Here is a 23,917-nt window from a genome sequence, read left to right as displayed (position 1 = left end):
CGCCGCTGAACGGCAGTCATTTGCGGTGAAATAGCCAATCAATTGCTGTATCTGCCTGTGGCGTCCGAGGCCGAAGATCACGACATCGTTACCAGTCCGGCCGCAACGGCGCTCCGAATCATAGGGCGTGGATCACGTCCTCCCGCTGGCGCGCGCTTTTCCGCCCACGGATGGGGATCGGGGAGTTGCGTATACAGCGGCAGAACGGAGTGATTGATGAGTTCATTGGCCACCGATCGTGTCGACCAATGTGCTTCCGGCGAATTTTCAGCACAACCCTTCGCTCTGTCACCGGCGCAAACCGCCCTGTGGTACGCGCAGCGGATTCGACCCGATGTGCCACTGACCATCGCGCAGTACGTGGAAATTCACGGTGATCTCGACGTGGGCCGGCTGCTCTACTCGATCGAGCGGTTCGGCGCGGAATCCCAGGTGGGTCAGTTGCGCGTCGTGGAGATCGACGGTGTGCCGCAGCAGGTGGTGGATGCGGCGCATCGGCCCGGCTGGGCTCGGATCGATCTGCGCAAGGAGCCAGACCCGCGCGCGGCGGCGCTGCGGTGGATGAACGAGCACGCCAGCAGCCCGATCGATATCGAACACGAGCCACTGACCATCAATGTCGTTCTGCGCGTCGGTGACCAGGACTACATCTGGTACTGCCGCGCCCACCACATCGTCATCGACGGCTACGGCGCCATGAACGCGCTCACCCGCACCGCCGAGATCTATACCGCGCTGGAGAACCACACCGAGCCCTCGGTCTCGCGGGCCACCCCGCTGGCGGAGATCTACGCGGGGGAGTCGCGGTATCGGGAGTCGAGCCGCTATCGCGCCGATCAGGAGTATTGGCGTGAGCAGCTCGTGGGGGTCGGTGAGCCGCAGACGCTGTCGTCGTCGGGGATCGCCTCGTCCATGCCGGATCCGGGCCGGCGCATCGCGGCGGCCGTGCTCGACGCCGATACCGAGACCGAACTCACCACTGCCGCCGCCACATTCGATTCGCAGAATTCGGCGCTGGTGGTCGCGGCGCTGGCGGGGTACGTGCGCGCGGCGACCGGCACCTCCGATGTGGTGCTGAGCCTGCCGATGTCGGCGCGGACCACGGTCGCGCTGCGCCGTTCCGCGGGCGTGGTGTCCAACGTGGTGCCGATCCGGGTGCGATTCGACGCCGACACCACGGTCGCCGAGGTCGTCAAGGCGACCGAACTGCAGATCACCGGCGCCCTGCGGCACCAGCGCTACCGCCACGACGACATCAGACGCGACTGCGGTTACTCGCGCGATGCCCGCGGCTTCTTCGGGCCGATGGTCAACATCATGCTGTTCCACAGCGAACTGAACTTCGGCAGCTTCGTCGGCTCGCTCAACGTGCTGTCCACCGGCCCGGTCGAGGATCTGTCGATCAACCTCTACAACGGCGAGGGCGGGCGCATCCACGTCGATTTCGAGGCCAATCCGCAGCTCTACGGCGAGGCGGAGCTGGCACGTCACCACGAGCGGTTCCTCGCCTACCTGAACCGTTTCCTCACCGCCGATCCGGCCGAGCCGATCGCGGCGGTGCCGGTGATCACCGACGCCGAACGCGACGAGGTGCTGCGGCAGTGGAACGCGACCGCCGTGCCGGAGCAGCCGGGCACCCTCGCCGATCGGTTCGGAGCGCAGGCGCGAGCCACACCGGATGCGATCGCACTCGAATTCGACGGCGACACACTGACTTACGAACAGCTACGACAGCGCGCGGATCGGCTGGCGCGCATGCTGATCGCGCGCGGCGCCGGACCCGACACGGTCGTGGGTCTGGCCATGCGGCGCAGTCTCGACCTGGTGGTCGGCATGTACGCGATCGTGCGCGCGGGGGCGGCCTATCTGCCGATCGATCCCGATCATCCGGGCGAGCGCACCGCGCACATCCTCGAACAGGCCGCGCCGCTGTGCGTGCTGACCGTGGCCCGGGACGAGGTCGACCTCCCCGGCGATGTCGCGGTGATCGACGTCCAACAGCTCGACCCGGCCGATTCCGGCGCCGAGCCACCGATCACCGACGCCGACCGGCGCGCACCGCTGCGCCGCGACCACCTGGCGTACGTGATCTTCACCTCCGGCTCGACCGGTAAACCCAAGGGCGTCGGCATCACCCACGCCGCCATCGTGAACCGCCTGGCGTGGATGCAGCACCGCTATCCGCTCGACGACAGCGACACCGTCCTGCAGAAGACTCCCGCGACCTTCGACGTGTCGGTGTGGGAGTTCTTCTGGCCGTTGCAGATCGGCGCGCGGCTGGTGATCGCCGCACCGGACGGCCACCGCGATCCGGCCTATCTCGCGCGCATCATCGCCGAAAAGGGCGTGACCACAGCTCATTTCGTGCCGTCGATGCTGTCGGTGTTCGTCACCGACACCGATGTGCGCGGCTGCGACGGACTGCGCCGGGTGTTCTGCAGCGGTGAGGCGCTGCCCGCGGCGACCGTGCGCGATTTCCACGCCGTCGTTCCCGGCGCGCGGCGGGCCGGATCCCCGTCATCGGACGGTGGGGCGCAGCTGCACAACCTGTACGGCCCCACCGAGGCGGCCGTCGACGTCACCTACTGGGCGTGCGCGCCGGAAAACGACGTCATCCCGATCGGCGCGCCGGTCTGGAACACCCAGGTTTACGTCCTCGACGAGACGTTACGGCCGGTCGCACCCGGCGTGATCGGCGAACTGTATCTGGCCGGCGTGCAGCTGGCCCGCGGCTATCTGGGCCGCCCGGGTCTGACCGCGGACCGCTTCGTCGCCAATCCGTTCACACCCGGCGAGCGCATGTACCGCACCGGCGACCTGGTGCGCTGGCGGATGGATCCGATTCCGCCGGCGACGGGCGCCGACCGGCTGCCCGCGGTCCTGGAATACTTGGGACGCAGCGACTTTCAGGTCAAGATCCGCGGCCAGCGCATCGAACTCGGTGAGGTCGAGGCGGCGCTGCTGGCCGACGAGCGGATCGCCCGCGCGGTCTGCGTCGCCCACACCACCGCGGCCGGTGACGAACTGGTGGGCTATGTGGTCGCCGCGACGGGTCGCACCGTCGACACCGCCGCGCTGATCGCCGACCTGCGCGGCGTGCTGCCCGGATACATGGTGCCCACCGTGGTCGTCGTGCTCGACGAATTGCCGTTGAGCGCCAACGGAAAAATCGATCGTAAGGCGCTGCCCGCACCGGAGGCGCCCGCGCGTCGCGGCGGCGACAGCATCGTCGAGCCGCGCACGGCCACCGAACGTCAGCTGGCCGCCCTCGTCACCGAGGTACTCGGCTGCGAGAGCCTCGGCGTCGAGGACAACTTCTTCGACCTCGGCGGCAACTCCCTGTCGGCCGCACGCGCCGTGGCGCGGATCAACGCCGCCTTCGGCTCCGGGCTGACCATCCGGGATCTGTTCGAATCACCGACGGTGGCCAAGCTCGCCGAGCAGATCGGCGCGCACGGCGTCGACCGGTCCTCCCCGAAACTGGTGGCAGGCCCACGGCCGCAACGCATTCCGCTCTCGCTCGCCCAGCAGCGGCTGTGGATTCTCAATCGTTTCGCCGAACACGCCGGCGCCTACAACATGCCGCTCGCGGTCGAGCTGACCGGATCGCTCGAGGTCGAGGTACTGCGCGCCGCACTGTTCGACGTGCTCGAACGCCACGAGAGCCTGCGTACCACCTTCCCCGATTCGCCGACCGGCCCGGTGCAGGTGATCCACCCGGCCGAAGAGATCCCGCTGAACCTCGAGCCGATCGACGCCACCGGTGCCGACGCGCTGGCGCTGGCCACCGAATACGCCGGATACGGCTTCGATCTGCGCAGCCAGGCGCCGATCCGGGTGGCGCTGTACGCCACCGGGCCCGACGAACACGTCTTCCTCGTCGTCCTGCATCACATCTGCGGTGACGGCTGGTCGGTGGCACCGCTGGCTCGCGATCTGATGGGTGCGGTCGCCGCTCGCACCACCGGACAGGCCCCGCACTGGGCGCCGCTGCCGGTGCAGTACGCCGACTTCGCGTTGTGGCAGCGCGAACTGCTGGGCGACGAAACCGACCCCACCAGTGCGCTGGCGCGGCAGCTGGCCTACTGGCGCACCGCCCTGGCCGAACTGCCCGATCAGCTGGACCTGCCGCTGGATCGCCCGCGCCCGCGCCAGCGCGACACCGCCGGTGGCCGAGTCGAATTCACGATTCCGGCCGAAACCCGGCGCGCGGTGGCCGAGGTGGCCGCCGAACGCGGCGTCAGCACGTTCATGATCATGCACGCGGCCCTGGCGAGCCTGCTCTCGCGTCTGTGCAACACCACCGATATCGCCATCGGTACCCCGATCGCCGGGCGCTCCGATCCGGCGCTCGACGATCTGGTCGGCATGTTCGTCAACACCCTGGTGCTGCGCACCGAGGTCGACCCCGCCACCGGATTCGACCGCATGCTCGATCGCGTCCGCGAAACCGACCTCGATGCCTTCGCCAATGCCGATGTGCCGTTCGAGCGGCTGGTCGAGGTCGTCAACCCGTCCCGTGACGCCGGTCGGCACCCGCTGTTCCAGGTGATGCTGTCCTACGAGAACTCGCCCGAACTGCGGGTCGACCTGCCCGGTCTCAGTGCCCGGGTGCTGCCGATGGACGTCGGCGTCGCGAAATTCGATCTGCAACTGATCGTCCACGACAGCGACGCCGCCGACGCCGAGGACGGCCCGCTGAGCGCCGAATTCGGTTACGCCGCCGACGTTTTCGACCACGCCACGGTGCAGGCCGTGGCCCGGCGTTTCGTCCGGCTGCTCGACGCCGCGGTCGTCGCGCCGGAGACCGCGGTCGGTGATCTGCCGATTCTCGACGCCCGCGAAATCGGCAATCTGGTGCCGATCGCCGGCGCTCCGGGCGTCCCGCCGCTGAGCCTGGCGCGGCTGCTGCACGAGACCGCCGAGCGCGTCCCGGATCTGGTCGCGGTCCGATACCTGGGCCGCGACACCACCTATAAGGAGATCGACGAAGCCTCCAACCGGCTGGCCCGGGTGCTGATCGAACACGGCGCCGGACCCGAGGTGGTGGTCGCGATCGCGCTGCCGCGCAGTCTGGCCTCGATCACCGCGATCTGGGCGGTCGCCAAGACCGGCGCGGCCTATGTGCCGGTCGACCCCGGCTATCCCGCCGAACGCATCGAGCACATGCTCAGCGATTCCGGTGCGATGCTCGGCCTGACCGACGCCCGCAGTCACGCCGCCATGCCGGAACGGCCGATGCACCGCGGCCGGCACCGCAAACAGGGCGCCGACTGGCTGCTGCTGGATTCCCCCGTCCTCACCCATGCCCTGGCGCGGGTCTCGTCCGCGCCGGTCACCGACCGGGATCGTCTTCTGCCGCTGCGCATTTCGCATCCGGCGTACCTGATCTACACCTCCGGTTCGACGGGCAAACCCAAGGCGGTGGTGGTCACCCACGGCGGTATCGCCTCGCTGGCGCACGAGCAGATGCATCTGTTCAAAGTCAACGATATGGCGCGCACGCTGCACTTCTCCTCGCCTTCGTTCGACGCCTCGGTGCTCGAACTGCTGCTGGGCTTCGCCGCGGGCGCCACCATCGTGGTCGCACCGGCGGGACTCTACGGCGGCGCCGAACTCGCGCGGCTGCTGCGCGACGAGCGGATCACCCACGCGTTCATCACCCCGGCCGCGCTGGCGACCGTATCGCCGGACGGCCTCGATGATCTCGAGGCCGTCATCGTCGGCGGTGACGCGTGCCCCGAGGATCTGGTCCGCACCTGGACCGCCGGACGTCGCATGCACAACATGTACGGGCCGTCCGAGGCGACCGTCGCCGCGACCGCCAGCGATCCGATGGTCGCGGGCCGCCCCGTCCCGATCGGCAAGCCGGTGCGCGGGATGCGGCTGTTCATCCTGGATCACCGGCTGCATCCGGTGCCGCCGGGCGTCGCGGGGGAGTTGTACATCTCCGGCCCCGGCCTGGCCCGCGGCTACCTGGGCCGCCACGGCCTGACCTCGACCCGGTTCCCGGCGAATCCGCACGGTCGCCGCGGCGAGCGCATGTACCGCACCGGCGATCTCGTGATGACCGACGGGAACGGTGTGCTGCGTTTCCTCGGGCGCGCCGACGACCAGGTGAAGATTCGCGGTTTCCGCATCGAGCTGCGCGAGATCGACCATGTGCTGCGCGCGCATCCGGGTGTGCGATTCGCGATGACCGTCGTGCACACCGGTGAGCACGGTGCCGCCCGGCTGGCCTCCTACCTGGCCGCCGACACCGGCGCCGATATCGACCCGGCCGAGGTGCGCGAGACCGCGCGCCGCCACCTGCCGGCCTATATGGTGCCCGCCGCGATCACAGTGCTGGACCGGGTACCGGTGACGCCGGCCGGCAAGGTCGACCGCAAGGCGCTGCCCGCGCCGGTCTTCACCTCCGCCGGGCCGACCCGGGCGCCGGAATCGGAGCTCGAGAAGCGGGTCGCGCAGGTCTTCGCGACGGTGCTCGGACACGCCGTACCGGGCGCCGAGGACAGCTTCTTCGACGCCGGCGGCAACTCGCTGCTCGCGACGCGGCTCACCGCCGCGCTGCACGCGGAATTCGGTGTCGAACTGCCGGTCCGGGCGGTCTTCGAAACGCCCACGGTGGCCGGGGTCGCGGCCCATCTGGAACACGCGCCGCGAACGAACCGGGTGGCGCTGACGCAGTACGATCCGCGTCCCGCCCGGATTCCGCTGTCGCTGCCGCAGCAGCGCATGTGGTTCCTGAACCGCTACGCACCCGAATCCAGCGCCTACAACATCGCTTTCGCATTGCGTATCGACGGCGACCCGGATCTGCCCGCGCTGCGCGCCGCATTGGCCGATCTGATCGACCGGCACGAGGTGCTGCGCACGATCTTCCCCGAGGATCAGGCCGGTCCGTATCAGCTGGTTCTCGACTCCGACCGTTGCCTGCCGGTGCTGGAACCCGTGGTGACCGACGAGCGCGGTGCTCAGCTGGCGCTGCGCGACCTGGCCCGGCGCGGATTCGACCTCACCCGGGAGATCCCGTTGCGAATGACGGTGCTGCGCACCGGAATCCGTACCTACCAGCTGGGCATCGTGGTGCACCACATCGCCGCGGACGGCTGGTCGCTGGGACCGCTGACCACCGATCTGATGGTCGCCTACACCGCGCGTCGCGACGGTACGGCGCCGGCGTGGGCGCCGTTGCCGGTGCAGTACGCCGATTTCAGTCTGTGGCAACGCGAATGCCTCGGCGACGAATCCGATCCGGCCAGCGCCGCGGCCGTGCAGCTGGGATTCTGGCGCGAAACCCTCGCCGGTCTGCCGGAGGAGCTGCCGCTGCCCTACGACCGGCCGCGTCCGGAGGAGCCGACCAACCGTGCGGGCACCGTCCGGATCCGGATGCCGGAAAACCTGCGCGAGCGGCTCGACGAGCTGGCCCGCGCGCAGGGGGTGAGCATGTTCATGGTGCTGCGCTCGGCGCTGGCGGTGGTGCTGCGCAGCGTCACCGGCGGCCGCGACATCGTCATCGGCACGCCGGTGGCAGGGCGCGCCGACACCCGCCTCGACAATCTGGTCGGCATGTTCGTCAACACCCTGATGCTGCGCTCGGACGTCGATCCCGACCAGGCCTTCGCCGATCAGCTGCGCGCCGACCGCGACGGTGAACTCTCCGCCATGTCGCATGCGGAACTGCCGTTCGAGCGCATCGTCGAGGAACTCGGCCGCGGCAACGGCGGACTGCGGCCGTTGCTGCAGGTCGCGCTCACCGTGCAGGACACCACACCGCCGGCCCTCGAACTGCCGGGGCTGCGGTTGCGGGCCGAGGAACTCGACATCGCGGTGGCCAAGTTCGATCTCGAACTGCGGGCGCCCGCCGGTACCGGTGACCTCGAAATGATCTACGCAGCAGAGCTTTTCGACGAGGACACGGTGTGCACGCTGGCCGAGCGGCTGCTGCTGGTGCTGGAGGCGGTGAGCGCCGACGCCCACGTCAGGGTTCGGGATATCGATGCGCGCACCGAAATCGAACGCACGCACTTCACCCCGCGCCGCGGCCCGGCCGCCACCCCGCAGTGCAGCCTGGCGAACTACTTCACCGCCACCGCGCACCTGCATCCACACCGGACCGCGATCCGCAGCGGCGACGACGAACTCAGCTACGCCGAGCTGGAACGCTGCTCGAATCGGATCGCCCGCGCCCTGATCGCCCGCGGCGTCGGCAGTGGCGACCGGGTGGCCGTCGGGCTGACCCGCTCGATCGAATCGGTGGCCGCCGCCCTGGCCGTCACCAAAGCCGGTGCGGCGTTCGTGCCCGTCGATCCGAACTATCCGGCCGACCGCGTCCGGCATATGCTCACCGACTCCGGTTGTGCACTGGGCATTTCCGTTACCGCCCACAGGGACCGGCTGCGCGGCGCCACCGAGGGCAACGGCTCGGCGCCGGGCACCGAGTGGCTGCTGCTCGACGACGCGGCACTGCGCGCCGAGCTGGACGCGCAGGACGAGCGCACGATCACCGACGCCGAACGGCGGCGCACGGTGCGGACGACCGACCTGGCCTACCTGATCTACACCTCCGGTTCGACCGGAAAGCCCAAGGGCGTGGCCGTCACGCACGCGGGGCTGTCCAATTTCGCCGACGAGATCCGCGACCGGATGCGCGTCGACCGCGACGCCCGCACCCTGCACTTCGCGAGCCCGAGTTTCGATGCGGCCGTGCTGGATCTGCTGCTGGCGATCGGCGCGGGCGCCACCATGGTGATCTGCCCGCCCGATATCTACGGCGGCGACGAGCTGGCCGCGCTGATGGATCGCGAATGCATCAGCCACACCTTCATGACCCCGGCCGCGCTGGCCACCATCGACCATCGGCGCTGGCCGCTGCCGCACCTGCGCGCGATCATGGTCGGCGGCGAGGCGCTCGGTGCCGATCTGATCGGGCGGTGGGCGCCGGGCCGGATGCTGTTCAACGGCTACGGCCCGACCGAGACGACCATCGTGGTCACGATCGCCGGACCGATCGCGGTCGGTGACCAGGTGACCATCGGCTCGCTGGTCCGCGGAGTGCATGCGGTGGTGCTCGACGAGCGGCTGCGGCCCGTCCCGGTCGGCGTGCCCGGCGAGTTGTATCTCGGCGGCCAGTCCGTCGCGCGCGGCTACTTCGACCGGCCGGGTCTCAGCGCGGCGCGATTCGTCGCCGACCCGTACGGGCCCGACGGCGCGCGGATGTATCGCACCGGCGATGTGGTGCGCTGGCGCGCCGACGGCGAGATCGTCTACCTCGGCCGCAGCGACCATCAGGTGAAACTGCGCGGTTTCCGCATCGAACTCGGCGAGATCACCGAGGTGCTGGCCGCGCATCCGGCGCTGCGTTTCGCCCACACCGAGGTGCGCGAGATCGCCGGCACCCCGCGGATCGTGTCCTACGTCCAGCCCGCCGAGCCCGGCGCCGACATCGACGTGGAGGCGCTGCGAACCCATGTGGCCGCGCACCTACCGGCGCATATGGTGCCAGGCAGTGTGACCGTGCTGCACCGGATTCCGCTGACCCCGACCGGCAAACTCGACCGTGACGCGCTGCCGGAACCGCAGCAGATCACCACCGCGGCGCGGGAACCGGGCACCGACACCGAACGCCTGGTCGCGCGGGTGATGGCCGATCTGATCGGCGCCGAATCCGTCGGCGCGGACGACAATTTCTTCGAAATCGGCGGAAACTCGCTGCTGGCAACGCAATTGGTGGCCCGGCTGAGCGACGCCACCGGGGTGCGAGTGCAGGTGCGTTCGGTCTTCGGCGCCCCGACCGTGGCCGAACTCGCCGCCCTCCTCGACGGCGGCACGGGCGAGGGCGACGACGGCCCCGCCCTGACCCGGCGTGAGCGCCCGGCCCGGGTACCGCTCTCGGCGGCGCAGCGGCGACTGTGGTTCCTCAACCGCTTCAACGCCTCCTCGGCCGAGGATCTGTCCGGCGTCTACAACGTGCCGGTCGCCCTGCGGATGCGTGGTGCGCTGGACGTGGCGGCGCTGCGCGCGGCGCTGCACGCGGTGCAGCGGCGGCACGAAACACTGCGCACGGTGTTCCCGGAAGTCGAGGGCGAGCCGTACCAGCGGGTGGTCGCACCCGGCGAGGCTGCGGTGGCGCTGCCGGTCGTCGACGTCGACGAGGGCGAAATCACCGGCACCGTACGCACTTTCGCGGCTGCCGGATTCGATCTCGCGTCGACCGCACCGCTGCGCGCGCAGCTGCTGCGCATCGCCGCCGACGATCACGTCCTGGTGCTGGTCGTCCACCACATCGCCATGGACGGCTGGTCGCTGGAACCGCTGGCCGCCGATATCGCGGAGGCCTACCGGTCGTATGCGGCCGGGTCGGCGCCGCAATGGACCGAACTTCCCGTCCAGTACGCCGATTACACGCTGTGGCTGCAGGACACGCTGGGCGCGGAGGACGATCCGGAATCGCCGATCAGCCGCCAGCTCGACTACTGGCGTGAGGCGCTGGACGGTATCCCCGAACTGCTGCCGCTGCCCACCGACCGGCGCCGTCCGGCGACGCCGAGCTACCGCGGCGGCACGGTGGACTGCGTCCTCGACGCCGACACCCACCGCGAACTGCAGGTCGTCGCCGCCCGCCACGGCGTCACCATGTTCATGGTCCTGCACGCCGCGCTGGCTTCGCTGCTGCACCGGATCAGCACCGAGCACGACATCACCGTCGGCACGCCGATCGCCGGACGCGGACAGCAGGCACTCGACCCGATGGTCGGCATGTTCGTCGGCACCCTGGTCCTGCGCACGCCGGTGAGCGGCGGGCAGACCTTCGCCGACCTGCTGCGCGCCGTCCGCGACACCGACCTCGAGGCCTTCGCACATGCGGACGTGCCGTTCGAGCGGCTGGTCGAGGTGCTCAATCCGGCGCGCTCGCAGGCGCATCACCCGATGTTCCAGGTCATGCTCTCGGTGCGTAACCAGCCGATACGCAGCCTGGAACTGCCGGAGCTGACGATCGAGGCGTGCGACGCCGATCCGGGGATCGCGAAATTCGATCTGCAGTTCACCCTCACCGAATCGTGGACCGAGCAGCGGGAACCGGCCGGTATCACGGTCTCGGTGAATTTCGCCCGCGACCTGTTCGACGACACCAGTGCCGCCCGCCTCGGCGCGCGTTTCGCCCGTCTGCTGCGGGCCGCGGCCGCGAATCCCGAACTGCCGGTAGGCGATCTGGAACTGCTCGACCCCACCGAATGGTCGACGCTGGCACCGGTGCGGGGTGCGCTCGCCGGCCGGCCGGGCACGCTGCCCGAGGTCTTCGCCGCCGCGGTGGCCGTCGATCCACGGGCGATCGCCCTGCGCACCGAAGACGCCGAGATCAGCTACGGTGCGCTGGACCGCTGGACCAACCGGCTGGCCCGGGTGCTGATCTCGCTCGGTGCCGGACCGGAAACGTTGGTGGCCCTGGGTATTCCGCGGTCGATGGAATCGGTGGCGGTGACGCTGGCGGTGGCCAAGTCGGGTGCGGCGTTCGTGCCGGTCGACCCGAACTACCCCGAACACCGCATCGCCCACATGCTCACCGATTCCGGTGCCACCCTGGGCATTACGCTCGCCGCCCACCGCGATCGGATGCCCGCGGGCGCCGAATGGGCCGTCCTGGACGCACCGGCCCTGCAGGAGCGTGTGTTGCGTGCCTCCGATGCGCCGATCGCGCCGCAGGAACGGTGGGGCCGGCTGCGCGTCGAGAACCCGGCCTACGTCATCTACACCTCCGGTTCGACCGGCACACCGAAGGGTGTGGTGGTCACCCACGGCGGTCTGTCGAACTTCGCCGCCGAAACCGCCGAACGGTTCGACGTGCGACCCGACAGCCGGGTGCTGCACTTCGCCACCCCGAGCTTCGACGCGGCCATGCTGGATCTGCTGTTCGCCCTGGGCGGGGCGGCGACGCTGGTCATCGCCCCGACCGGGGTGTACGGCGGCCCGGATCTGGCGCGGTTGCTGGCCGAGGAGGACATCACCCACGCGTTCATCACCACCGCCGCGCTCGGCACGGTGGATCCGGCCGGTCTCGACTCGTTCCGGCACGTGCTCGTCGGCGGCGAAGCGCTGCCGCCGGAGCTGGTGGCGCGATGGGCGCCGGGCCGGAACCTGCACAACGTGTACGGACCGACCGAGACGACCATCGTCACCCTGATGGCTCCGCCGATCGCACCGGGTGCGCCGATCACCATCGGCGAACCGATCCGCGGCGTACACGCGGTGGTGCTGGATGCGCGGCTGCATCCGACCCCGGCCGGCGTGGTCGGCGAGCTGTATCTGTCGGGTCCGGCGCTGGCGCGTGGTTACCACGACCGCACCGGGCTCAGCGCTCAGCGGTTCGTGGCCAACCCGTTCGGCAAGCCCGGTGAACGCATGTACCGCACCGGCGATCTGGTGCGCTGGGTGCAGCGCGGTGGCCGCGCCGAGGTCGAGTACGTGGGCCGCACCGACCATCAGGTCAAGATTCGCGGTTTCCGGATCGAACTGGGCGAGATCGACGCCGCGCTGCACCGCCACGATCAGGTCGAATGGGCCACCACGATCGGTCACCGGACCGCCGCGGGCGCCACCGCGCTGGTGTCGTATGTGAAGCCGCGTCCCGGCACGAATCCGACGGCGGCGCAGTTGCGCACCCACGTGGCCGGTCTGGTGCCGAGTTATATGGTGCCGCAATCGATCATGTTGCTGGAGTCGGTGCCGCTGAGCCCGGTCGGCAAGCTGGATCGCAAGGCACTGCCCGAACCGGTCTTCGCGGCCGAGCACGGCTACCGCGCGCCGTCGGGGCCGCTGGAGACGGCCGTCTGCGCCGCCTTCGCCGAGGTGCTGGGGGTCGAGAAGGTCGGCGCCGACGATGGGTTCTTCGACCTCGGCGGCAACTCGCTGCTGGCGACGAAGGTGGTGGCGCACCTGCGCTCGGCCGGGATCGAGATGCCGGTGCAGCTGATGTTCGCCGAATCCACCCCGGCCGGTATCGCGCGGCAGCTGGCGGCCTCCGGTGAGGATGTGCTGGCGGTCGCGATGCAGCCGCTGCTGCCGATCCGGCCCACAGGCGAGGCCACACTGGAGCCGCTGTTCTGCGTGCATCCGGCGATCGGACTGTCGTGGTGCTACGCCGGCCTGCTGGCGCATCTGCCCGGCGACCGCCCGGTCTACGGGTTGCAGGCCCCGCACATCACCGGCGAGCCCGAGCACGAATCCATCCGGGCGGCCGCGAAAGACTATGTCACGCATATGCGTTCGGTGCAGCCGGAGGGCCCGTACCATCTGCTCGGCTGGTCGCTGGGTGGTCTGATCGCGCACGAGATCGCGGTCCAGCTGCAGGAGGCGGGCCAGCAGGTGGCGCTGCTGGCGATGATGGACAGCTACCAGCTCGGCGATCGCTGGCTCGACCGGGCGATGCCGGGCGTGGCCGACATCATCGGCGAATTCGGCAGCGATCTGCTCGGTGGTGACCACGGCGTGGATCCGGGCCTGACCCTGGACGAGGCGGCCGAACTGCTGCGCAACCGGCGCGGCCCGTTCGCGGCGCTGACCATGGACCATCTGCAGCGGCTCTACACCGGATACGCCAACGGCACGGTGCAGGCGAACGGATTCCGGCCGCGGGTCTTCGACGGTGATCTGCTGTTCTTCACCGCCGCCGACGACGAGATCAACCTCGCCGACCCGCAGCGCTGCGCCGCGGCGTGGGAACCGTTCGTGACGGGTGTGATCGATGACCGCAAGCTGCGCTGCCGGCATTCCGGCATGACGACGCCGGAAGCGCTGGCCGTCATCGGCCCGGTGCTGCGGCAACAACTCGAGGCCGCCGCCGGCGGCGACACGGAGGAGACGCTGTGAGTTTGGCAGTGGAAGTCACCGATCTGGTCAAGACCTACGGCAAGGCCCGGGTACTCGACGGCATCGATCTGGAGATCCCCTCGGGGACCGTGATGGGTCTGCTGGGTCCCAACGGCGCCGGGAAGACGACGACGGTCCGGATCGTCACCACCCTGTTGAAACCGACCTCCGGCAACGTCCGGGTCGCCGGAGTCGACGTGGTGCATCATCCGGCGCGGGTGCGCACCCGGATCGGGCTGTCGGGGCAATACGCCGCGGTCGACGAGAACCTGTCCGGCTTCGAGAACCTGCGGATGGTGGCCCGGCTGTACGGGATGGACCACAAGAAGTCCGCCGAGCGCGCGACCGAACTGCTCTCGGCGCTGGGACTGGAACATGCGGCCGGGCGGCGCGCAGGCACCTACTCCGGCGGTATGGCCCGCCGCCTGGACCTCGCTGGTGCGCTGGTGGCGCGGCCCACGGTGGTGGTGCTCGACGAGCCGACCACCGGTCTGGACCCGCGCGGGCGGCTCGACATGTGGAAGGTCATCGGCGATCTGGTCGACGACGGCACCACCGTGCTGCTGACCACCCAGTATCTGGAGGAGGCCGATCAGCTGGCCGACCGGATCACCGTGATCGACAAGGGCAAGGTGATCGCGCGCGGCTCCGCCGACGAACTGAAGACCTCGATCGGCGGCGACCGCCTCACCGTCACCCTCGCCGAGGGGCAGGACCCGGGTCCGGCGAAGTCCGTGCTGAGCGAGGTCGGTCTCGGCGAGCCGATCCACGAACCGGGCGCCGATCACGTCTCGATCGTGGTCGGCGACGGCACCCGCACCATGGTCGAGGCGCTGCGCCGGCTCGATGATGCGGGGGTGTGCGTGGTGGACGCGGAGGTGACCCGGCCGAGTCTCGACGATGTGTTCCTGTCGCTGACCGGTACGCCCGCGGAGCCGATCGAAGAATCCGAAAACGAAGACGTAGCAGAGGAGATCATGTCGTGAGTACCGTCGAAGCGGCGGTCGCCGAATCGGAGACGGCGGCAGAGCCCACACAGACAGACGCGGCGGTGACGCGGCCCGACATCGACAAGGACGTCCATACGATCGCGGCGCCGGTCCGGGTCTTCCGCGACAGCGCGATCATCGCCTACCGCAATCTGCTCACCATCCTGCGCGTGCCGACGCTGCTGGTCACCGCGACGGTCCAGCCGTTGATGTTCGTGTTCCTGTTCGCCTACATCTTCGGGGCGTCGCTGGGCGGCGGTCAGTACCGCGAATTCCTGCTGGCCGGCATCTTCACCCAGACGGTCGCCTTCAACGCCGCGTTCACCACCGTGGGCCTGGCCAACGACCTGCAGAAGGGCATCATCGACCGGATGCGCACGCTTCCGATGTCGCGGATGGCGGTGCTGATGGGGCGCACCCTGTCCGACACGATGGTCAACGTGGTGGCGCTGGCCGTCATGGTCGCCTGCGGTTATCTGGTCGGATGGCGGATCAACGGGTCGGTGGCCGATGCGGCGCTGGGGTTCGCGATCATTCTGCTGTTCGCGTTCGCGATGTCGTGGGTGGGTGCGTTGACCGGGCTGATCGCGCCGAATGTCGAGGTCGCCCAGAGCGCCGGATTGATCTGGCTGTTCCCGGTCACGTTCATCTCCTCGGCCTTCATCTCCGCCGAGACCCTGCCGGGCCCGCTGCGTTCGATCGCGGAGTGGAATCCGATCACCGCGGTCTCGGCGTCCGGCCGGAAACTGTTCGCGAACAGTTCTCCGCCTACTTTCACGGCACCGCACGGGTGGCCGGTGGACCACTGCGTGGAATACGCGGTGGCCTGTTCGGTGGCCATCCTGGTGGTCGCGGTGCCGCTGGCGCTGCTGCAATACCGCAAGGTCGCCAGCCACTGATCACCGCGACGACCGCGGTGTCCGCCCCTGAATACGGAACGTCCCCTCGCACTGGGTGCGAGGGGACGTTCGTGTCGGCTCGAATTACCGGCCGCGCCGGGTCTTGAGCAATTCGAGGCGCTCCTGCAGCAGTTCCTCGAGCTCCTCCTTGGAACGGCGTTCCAGCAGCATGTCCCAATGGGTACGCGGGGGCTTGACCTTCTTGGGTTCCTGGGTGGTGCCCTCGATCAGGATGCCCTCCTGACCGTTACGGCACAGCCAGGTCGGCGGGATTTCGGCGTCGTCGGCGAACGGGACGTCGAACTCCTCACCGTTGTCGGTCCGGTACCGCGCCACTCGACGTGGTGCCAGGTCGTGGTCGCGGTCCGTCTCGTAGCTCACCGCTCCGAGCCGGCTACCTCGGAGTACGCGATCTGCCATGGTGTGCGGTCCTCTCTGGCCTGTCGGCAACGTTCTACTTGACTATCAACGCGCCGGCGGCCCGATCGGTTCCCGCGACGGTCAACCGCAGTATTTTACGGTCTCGGCCGGGCCCCGCCGCTGTCGGCCCGGCCGGTAGCGGTGATCCGCCGGTTCCGGCGAGGCCCGGGCGAGGGTGGCGGGTGGGCGGCTAAGGTGTCGGGTCATGTCGCGCCGTGTGCTGTCGTCGTGCCTGTGGTGCGGCCGGGAAATCGCCGATACCGAGATCGGCCGTCGTCGCCGGTATTGCCGGCAATCCTGCCGCCAGCGCGCCTACGAACATCGAAAGGGACTGGAGGGGACCGGTATACCGGAGGATTCGGTGGTGCTGAGCGCTCAGGAGGCCGCCGACCTCGCCGACCGCTGGTTCGCCGCCCGGTGCGCCGCCGAGGATGTCGCCACCGCCGTCGCCGAGGGGGCCGACCCCGCGGAGCTGGCCGAATTGACCGCCAATCTGGTCGCACTGGCCAAGGACGCCGAACGGCTGCGCTGATCGTGCCGCACGCGGCTGTGCTGATTGTGCCGCACGCGGCTGTGCTGACCGTGCCGCACGACGGCCGCGGCCGCGCCCGCGGTCACCACGCCGAGCGCGAGGAAGGCGAGCACGCCGACACGATCGGGGTGGATCAACGGCACCGCGCGCAGCGCCTGCCACAACAGCAGCGCCACCAGCCCGGCGTAGCCGAGGCTCAGCACGCCGATCAACCGGGCGCGCACCCGTTCGTCGAGCCAGGGCCGCCGGCGCGCGAGCCAGGCCGTGATCGCCACCGCCGCGAGCAGGAACTGGATGCCGTGCAGCCCCGCGAAATGCGGAATCCGCAGATCACCGCCGATCGTGCTCCAATGCGTGATCGGCATGTCGCCGACGCCGTCGCGCACGGGCAGGGCGGTATCGGTCACCGTATGTCCGGCCGCCAGCCGCACCGGACGGCCCTGCGCGTCCCGCACGGTCTGCTCGCCGGTGAAGCCCATCAGATATCCGAGCGCCATCCCGGCGACCGCGATGGCGAGCCCGGCGTGCACGGCCCGGGTGGTGGGGCGGTCGAGGACGCGCTGGCGGCACAGGATCACCGCGACGACGAGATTCGCCAGGAACAGGCCCGGGACGCCGGAGGCGAACACCATCTGGCCGATCGAATTGACCGCATCGGTTTCGGTGTCGAAGTGGCTGAAGGTGCCGCGAGCGGCCTGCACCACGATGAAACCCACGTCCACGACGCCGGTGACGGCGAAAACGGTTCCCGCCCACCAGGTCACGCGCGCACCGCGATGCGGCACCGACAGCAGCCACGCCAGGGTCAGCGTGTACAGGCAGAAGGCGATTCCGAACTTGCCGGGTTTGAGCCACACCGACTCACCGAGGATGCGGCGATCGTCGAACGGCATGGCGCACAGGCAGCACAGTGCGAGCGCCGCCATCGCCGCCGAGGTGCACAACAGCGGCCGGTGCCATCGGCGGGCGGGGGAGGTGATCGTGGTCATGACGCGAAGGTAGGAGCGGCGATGCCCGTCGCGCGTCCCCCGGGCGTACTGTTCGGCTCTCATACTCCGGTACCGGTAGGTGGCGGCGGAAGGCGAGCTCTGTCACGGGTTTTGCCTGCCGGCGGTCCGTCGCCGATGTACCGGCGCGTCGTGGATTGCAATTCCGAGTCGGCCCGGACGCGGTACGGCCACGAGACGGCTGCCGGGAGATAACAGGCGCATCCACGGCTGCCGACGTCCACCCTGTTCCATCGCGAATCTCTTTCGTGGCCTTGGTGTTTCGCGGCACAGGCCGCGGCGATCGGGACGTCGCGCCTCGAGACGGAACCGAAATATGCTCGCTACCAGGCAATTCGGGCATTGTTCGGCGGCGCGGCTTGTCGGACCATCCGAGTAACTTGGCGGTTATCAGCCCCATCGAAAATCTCCGGGGCTTCGTATCAAGGGGGCGGAGGGCCGTGTCGAACATCGACGAGCGTATCCGGATGGCAGTGGAATGGCTGCGCGGCAGCCAGTTACCGCATCTCGACGGGGGTGCGGGATGGGGCTGGATCCCCGATGTTCCGCCCAATCCGCAGAACACCGCCGAGGTGGTCTGCATCCTGCATCGGGCCGGGTGCGAAATCCCGCGTGCCGCAAAAGTTGCCATGCTGGTGCGGGCAACGGTCGTGCAACGGCCGATCGGCGACGAATGGTACTTCCGCACCCCGATCGACGTCGCGTGGCGGATCCGCGCCCTGCGTTGTCTCGGAATCGCGGAAACCGACCCCGATCTGGCCGGCGCCGTGCGAAATCTGCTGGACCAGCAGGATTCCGAAACGGGTGGCTGGCGCATGTCGGGCTTCCTCGGCCCGGTGTCGATCACCGCGACGGCTGCCGCAGTGGAGGCGCTGATCGGTGGCGGGGCCTTCGACGGCGAACGCCACCAAGCCATCTCGCGGGGCATCGCCTATCTGGTGTCGTCGACGTATCAGGAGCCGCGGACGTTGCCGATGTACGCGGCGGCCCACATCGCCGCCGTGCTCGCCCGGCCGGAGATCGTCCGGATCGGTGACAAACGCGCCGAACGCGCGTGCGAGCTGGCGGTCAAGCGACTGCTGACCGGACTGCGCCGGGGCGAGTGGGATATCGAGACCGAGATCTTCCGCCGCGACGATCTCGTCGACACCTGGCGCCATCTGACCCTGCACCTGGCGGTCGGGGCCGTGATCGCCGCCGACAGCCGCACCATCTTCGACCCGGCCGTGCGGGCGGCGATCGTCGCGCTGCTGGATATGCAGGAGATGGACGCACTGGCCATCTACCGGGGCGGTTTCCGCATCTCGGACGAGGGGCCGGTCACCTCGTATGCCACCACGCAGGCGCTCGAGGCACTGCTGCAGGTGCGGCCGGCGATCAACGAGCGGGTGAATCCGGCGAAGGTGTACGACGAGATCTGCCGGGTCGACGGCGCCCATCGCACCGACCCGCAGGCGATCGCCACACTGGGCGGGCATCGCCTGCTGATGAATTCGACTGCGGGACAGGCGTTGCTGGTGCTGGCGGCGGCCGCCGGTGCGACGGTGTTCGCGTTGGCGGTCGGTTTCGACACCGTATTCGGCACGGTCGGCAGCCGCGCGCTGGTGGTGTGGGGCACGGTACTCATCGCGGTGGGCACGTATTGCGGTCTGGCGACGCGCTTTCCGCGACTACCCAAGCGGCGGGTGGCGAGCGCGGTATTCGCCGCGTTCACCGCGCTGGTCATGCCGGTGGTCACCTATCTGCTCGCCTGAGCCGATGGGCGGCCCGCTCCTGCGCATGGTCGCGGTGACCTGCCTGTGGGGTACCTCCAGCGCCCTGCTGGCGACGCTGGCCGCTCCCACCACCGCGGGCCTGGTGGCTCTCGGTGGAGCGGTGCCGCTGCTGATGTCGGCGCGGCTGCGCGGACAGCACCCGTGGACGACGCTGACCGCCCATCCGGCGCTGTACTTCCGGCTGGGCGGGCTGGAGGCGGCGAATCTGGCCCTGTACGTGGCGGCGCTGCGGATCGGCCCGCTGCCGGTGGTGGTCGCCCTGCACCTGACCGCGCCGATGCTGATCATCGCCGCCGCACTGGTCCGCGGCCGACGCGCGCCGACGCTTCCGGTACTGCTCGAACTGCTCCTGGTCGCGGCGGCGATCGGGCTGGTCGCCTGGCGGCATCCGGGCGGCGACCCGCAGATCGCCGCGGTGGCCGGATGCGTTCTGGCACTGGGCAGTGCGGCCTGTGTCGCGCTGCTGGTCAGCGTGATCGCCCGGCACTCGGGTCCGGACCACACGATCACCTCGGCGGCGTTGCAGTTGCTGTTCGGCGGTATCGCGAGCAGTCCGCTGCTGCTGCTGAATCCACCGTCCGGGCGGGAGGCGATCGAGCTGGCCGCGGTGGGCGCCACCCTCCTCGGACCCGGATTCGCGCTCTACTGGCAGGCCCTGCAGCAGTTGAGCGCGGCCACGGCCAGCGTCATCGGGCTGAACGAGGCCGTGGTGGCCACCCTGGTGGGAGCGGTGGCCACCCACAGTCTGCCCACGGCGGCGACCGCCGCCGCGGGGCTGCTCATTCTGATCGCGGCCGGGCTAGAGCAGCGATCGGCGCCGCGACATCGCGTGCCGCCCTGACGAATTCGGTGCAGTGCGCGGGATCCTTGTCGCCCCGGCCGTCATCGACGCCGGAATTGACATCGACCCAGGACGGCCGGACCGCGTGGATGGCCGCAGGGACATTGTGCGGGTTGAGTCCGCCGGCGAGCATGACCGGAAAGGCCGGGCCGTCGAACAGTTCGACGATGCGTGCGCTGATCGACCAGTCGTGGGTGCGCCCGGTGCCGCCGAGCCGATCGGTGGATCGCGAATCCAGTACGAGCCCATCGCAATCGGACGCCGCCCGCTCGGCGGCGTCGATCGCCTCCGGTCCGGTGACGTGGATCGCGCGGATCACCCGCCGTCCGCCCGCGCGGCGCCGGACGGCGCGGGCGGTGTCGTGTGAGATCAGGCCGTGCAACTGGATGCAGTCGACGCCGATCCGATCGGCGAGGCGCAGGACCTCGCCGGCGTCGGTGAGGTGGGTGACCAGTACGCGTTCCATCGAGGAGGGCACCAGCCGGGACAATCGGTGGGCGGATTCCGGGTCGAGTTCGTCTTCGCTGAAATGCGTCGTGCCCGAAATGAATCCGGCCGCGTCCGCATCGGCTGCGACGACGGCCCGGAGATCGGACTCGCTACGGATACCGCAGATTTTGGTTCGGACGGTAATCATCGGCACACGATACTGCCCGAATGTGTCCAGTCCGGTGGTTCGTGGCGATTACCACGCTGACCGCGCCCGCGGGGCGGAACTCAGCCGACGCGGCGATATGCGGTGCCGCGCCGGTCGGCCTCGGCCCACCGGCGCCGGTCCAGCTGGGTGTCGACGGCTTCCACCACATCCGGAACGGTGATCTGCAACAGACCCGGATCGGGGGTGTCGCCGTCGCGGTCACCGGTGCTGCCCGCCCACAGCGCGATGTGGCGGCCGGACAGATGCGGCGGCGGTCCGCTGCGGCCGGGCGCGGTGGGACCGAACAGGGCCACGGTGCGGGTGCCGAATGCCGTCGCCAGATGTGCGACGCCGGTATCGCCGCACACCACCAGCGCGGCTTCGGCGACGGTGGCCGACAGTTCGATGAGATTCTGCTGCCCGGCCAGCACATGGTCGTGCGACAGGCCGGCGCGCGCGGCGATGCCGAGGGCGAGATCGCGTTCGAATTCGTCGCCGGTCACCACGACCTCGCGCCCCTGGACCAACAGGTGCCGGATCACCGCGGCGAATCGTTCACCGGGCCAGCGGCGGGCGGGTGCCCCGGCGCCCACGTGCACGACCACGCAGTCGCGGTGGCTGGTGGTGGCCACCGGCGGCACCAGGCCGAGATTGCGGCGATCGGCGCTGATTCCGGCCGATTCCAGGAGATGGCACCAGCGGTCGATGTCGTGCATATCCGCTTGCCATTCGGGGCCGTCGAGATCGGGGAAGGCGGCATTGCGGTAGCTGAGCAACCGGGCGGGTTCGGTTCGGGCCAATTCGACGATGCCCTCGGCGCCGGAACCCTGCAGGTTCACCGCCAGCGCGGGCGGCGCGCCGTCCCAGCGCATGGTGTGCGGGTCGGCGGCGGCGACCATTTCGTCCACCGAGGTGATGAGGTCGACGATGGGTTTGAGCCGGTGCGGTGCGGCCAGCACGATGTGATCGCGTGGCCTCGCCCGGCGCAGCGCACGAAGAGCGGGGACCGCGGTGAGCAGATCACCCAGTCCACGTGCGCGCAGCACGAGTACAACCGCCACCCTCTTCTCCTAGCCATCACCAAGCGACCCAGTAGTCCCGACCCACTCGATTCCGCACCGTTGCCGCGGCACGAACGAAGAGAGCCACCTGAAGATGACTACCCGAGCCGATCCGGCGTGAAACGCGCGTATTTCCCCACACGTCCGCATCCAAACCGGTCGGCACCCCGCCGGGGTCGCGGCGGCCTGCCGAGCGCCCGGACAACCCGCAGGAAACCGGCGCTGTGACAGGGCGATCTCGCGAGAACGCATGGGGCGGTGCGGATATGCGGAGGAGGCGAGCGAGAGCCTTTCTACTACGCAGTGTCGTTGAATCTGCGCCGATCCTCTACGCTGTGAGCCATGACAGTGGTCTACAACCTGGTGGTCATCGCCCACCTGCTCGGTCTCGCCGCGGTGATCGGCGGATACGCCGCCGGCCGGCCGGCGGTGTCGCAGGTGATGCTCTGGGGTGCGCGAGCGCAGATCGTCACGGGTCTGATCCTGGTCGGCATGGCCGACGGCATCGATTCCCTCGACAAGAATCTCGACATGGCCAAGATCGTGGTGAAACTGGTCATCGCGGTCGCCGTGGCCGGTCTGGCCGAGGTCGCGCACGCGGATGCCAAGCGTGGCAAGACGATTGCCTGGATGGCCGACGCCGCCGGACTGCTGGCCATCGCCAATGTGTTCGTCGCCGTGTTGTGGCACTGAGTCGCGGAGTTCGACGGTCGCGCTGACCCGCGGCATCCGATGCGGTTCGGCATCGACTGCCGAACCGCATCGGATGCCCGTTCAGCCCTCCAGCAGGGTCTGGCCGAGGTAACCCTGTGCGTCGGTGATTCCCGGCGGAATCACGAACACCGCGGACCCGACGGGTGTGGTCCAGGTGTTCAGGGCGTCGAATTCGGCCAGGCGGCGCTGCACCGGCAGATACTGCGCCGCGATATCGCGCTGGTAGGCGGCGAACAACAACCCCGAATTCGAGGTGGTCCCGGGTGCGGGGGCATCGTCGTAGTTGTAGCCCCGCCGCAGGAAACGCTCGCCGTCGCTGCTGTGATGCGCCCGGGCGATATGCGCCGAGGGCGGTATGACCGGGATGCCGTGGGCGTCCACGGCCGCGAAATCCGGATCATCGGATTCGCGGGCACCGGTCAGCGGCGCACCGGTCGCGATGCGCCGGCCCACGGTCAGTTCCCGACCCTCGGGGTCGAGTTCGTCCCAGGTGTCCAGATTCATCGCGATCCGGCGCAACACCATCGAGGTTCCGCCGCGCAGCCACGCCACGGTCGCGCCGTCGTCCCACACCAGCCGATCGAAATCGGCCCCGGGGGCGATGTTGACCGTGCCGTCGACCTGGCCCATCAGATTGCGCATCGTCTGCCCGGCAGCGGCGTTGCGGAATCCGCGCTGGGTCCAGCGCACCGTCACCAGGGAGGTCACGCTGCGCGACAGCGCCCGTACCGCATGCGCCACCGTCGTCGCCTCGTCCGCGCAGACCTGCAGCAGCAGATCCCCCTCACAGAATGCGGAGTCGAGCCGATCGATGGTGAAGCCGGGCAGTTGCGCGAGCCACTGGGGCCGTGCGGAGTCGAGCCCTGCCACGGTGAACAGCCGCGGGCCGAATCCGACGGTCACGGTCAACCGGGCGGGCCGGCGAGCCAGCTCCGGTTCGGTATCGGCCAGCGCCGGTTCACCGGCCGCGAGCCGCGCCGCGTCCCCGGACCAGATGCGCAGCAATCCCACGAGGTCGGCCCGCCCCGTGCCGGGCCGCAGATCGAAGGCGACGAACGCCGCGTGCTGCTGCGGCGCGGTCGCGATCCCACCCTGATGGGGTCCGTAGAACGGTTCGCGCGCGGTGCCCGGGTCGGCGGTCTCGGCCCGGCGCGTCCAGCGTTCGGCGCCGAGGGT

At 69.6% G+C, this 23,917-nt stretch carries 11 protein-coding genes; 7 read left to right on the top strand and 4 right to left on the bottom strand.

What is annotated here, in order from left to right:
- Positions 1-216 precede the first annotated feature (216 nt).
- The 3 genes from NK1_RS22135 (at position 217) to NK1_RS22125 (ending at position 15,754) form a co-directional block, all read left to right on the top strand.
- The gene (locus NK1_RS22135; RefSeq protein ID WP_084461354.1) at positions 217-13,866 is read left to right on the top strand and encodes a non-ribosomal peptide synthetase; all 13,650 of its coding nucleotides are present in this window, start codon (positions 217-219) and stop codon (positions 13,864-13,866) included.
- Complete coding sequence (locus NK1_RS22130) at positions 13,863-14,852, top strand: ATP-binding cassette domain-containing protein (protein ID WP_063011520.1); 990 nt, start codon at positions 13,863-13,865, stop codon at positions 14,850-14,852. Before NK1_RS22135 ends, NK1_RS22130 begins: the two co-directional genes overlap by 4 nt.
- 101 nt (positions 14,853-14,953) lie before the next feature.
- A complete protein-coding gene (locus NK1_RS22125) occupies positions 14,954-15,754 on the top strand; it encodes an ABC transporter permease (protein ID WP_063011647.1) in 801 nt (266 codons plus the stop codon).
- 84 nt (positions 15,755-15,838) lie between these two features.
- Here NK1_RS22125 and NK1_RS22120 read toward each other — a convergent pair whose 3' ends face one another.
- Entirely contained in the window at positions 15,839-16,174 is a 336-nt protein-coding gene (locus NK1_RS22120; protein ID WP_030517018.1) for an RNA polymerase-binding protein RbpA, read from the bottom strand.
- Between the two features lie 205 nt (positions 16,175-16,379).
- Here NK1_RS22120 and NK1_RS35815 point away from each other — a divergent pair, with 205 nt between their 5' ends.
- The 3 genes from NK1_RS35815 to NK1_RS22105 all read left to right on the top strand — a co-directional run bounded on the left by NK1_RS35815 (position 16,380) and on the right by NK1_RS22105 (position 20,329).
- Positions 16,380-16,706 carry a hypothetical protein gene (locus NK1_RS35815; RefSeq protein ID WP_245660736.1) on the top strand — a complete coding sequence of 109 codons (327 nt, stop codon included), beginning with the start codon at positions 16,380-16,382 and terminating at the stop codon, positions 16,704-16,706.
- Positions 16,707-18,180: 1,474 nt separating this feature from the next.
- Entirely contained in the window at positions 18,181-19,467 is a 1,287-nt protein-coding gene (locus NK1_RS22110; RefSeq protein ID WP_157104387.1) for a prenyltransferase/squalene oxidase repeat-containing protein, read from the top strand.
- 4 nt (positions 19,468-19,471) lie between these two features.
- The gene (locus NK1_RS22105; protein ID WP_063011516.1) at positions 19,472-20,329 is read left to right on the top strand and encodes a DMT family transporter; all 858 of its coding nucleotides are present in this window, start codon (positions 19,472-19,474) and stop codon (positions 20,327-20,329) included.
- Here the strand turns inward: NK1_RS22105 and NK1_RS22100 are convergent.
- Complete coding sequence (locus tag NK1_RS22100; protein ID WP_063011514.1) at positions 20,268-20,966, bottom strand: phosphoribosylanthranilate isomerase; 699 nt, start codon at positions 20,964-20,966, stop codon at positions 20,268-20,270. The two genes, NK1_RS22105 and NK1_RS22100, sit on opposite strands and share 62 nt — an antisense overlap.
- A gap of 80 nt (positions 20,967-21,046) precedes the next feature.
- Positions 21,047-22,027, bottom strand: a complete 981-nt coding sequence (locus NK1_RS22095) for a glycosyltransferase family 9 protein (RefSeq protein WP_063011512.1) — start codon at positions 22,025-22,027, stop codon at positions 21,047-21,049.
- Between the two features lie 342 nt (positions 22,028-22,369).
- On the opposite strand from NK1_RS22095, the gene NK1_RS22090 reads away from it, so the two are divergent.
- Positions 22,370-22,720: a hypothetical protein gene (locus NK1_RS22090; protein WP_063011510.1), complete on the top strand. Its 351-nt coding sequence runs from the start codon at positions 22,370-22,372 to the stop codon at positions 22,718-22,720.
- An 81-nt stretch (positions 22,721-22,801) separates the two neighbouring features.
- Here NK1_RS22090 and NK1_RS22085 read toward each other — a convergent pair.
- A partial coding sequence (locus NK1_RS22085; RefSeq protein WP_063011509.1) for a Dyp-type peroxidase occupies positions 22,802-23,917 on the bottom strand: 1,116 nt, incomplete at its 5' end.

The organism is Nocardia kruczakiae NBRC 101016 (genome assembly GCF_001612965.1).
GTDB lineage: Bacteria > Actinomycetota > Actinomycetes > Mycobacteriales > Mycobacteriaceae > Nocardia > Nocardia kruczakiae.
This window is presented reverse-complemented; position numbering and strand designations above follow the sequence as displayed.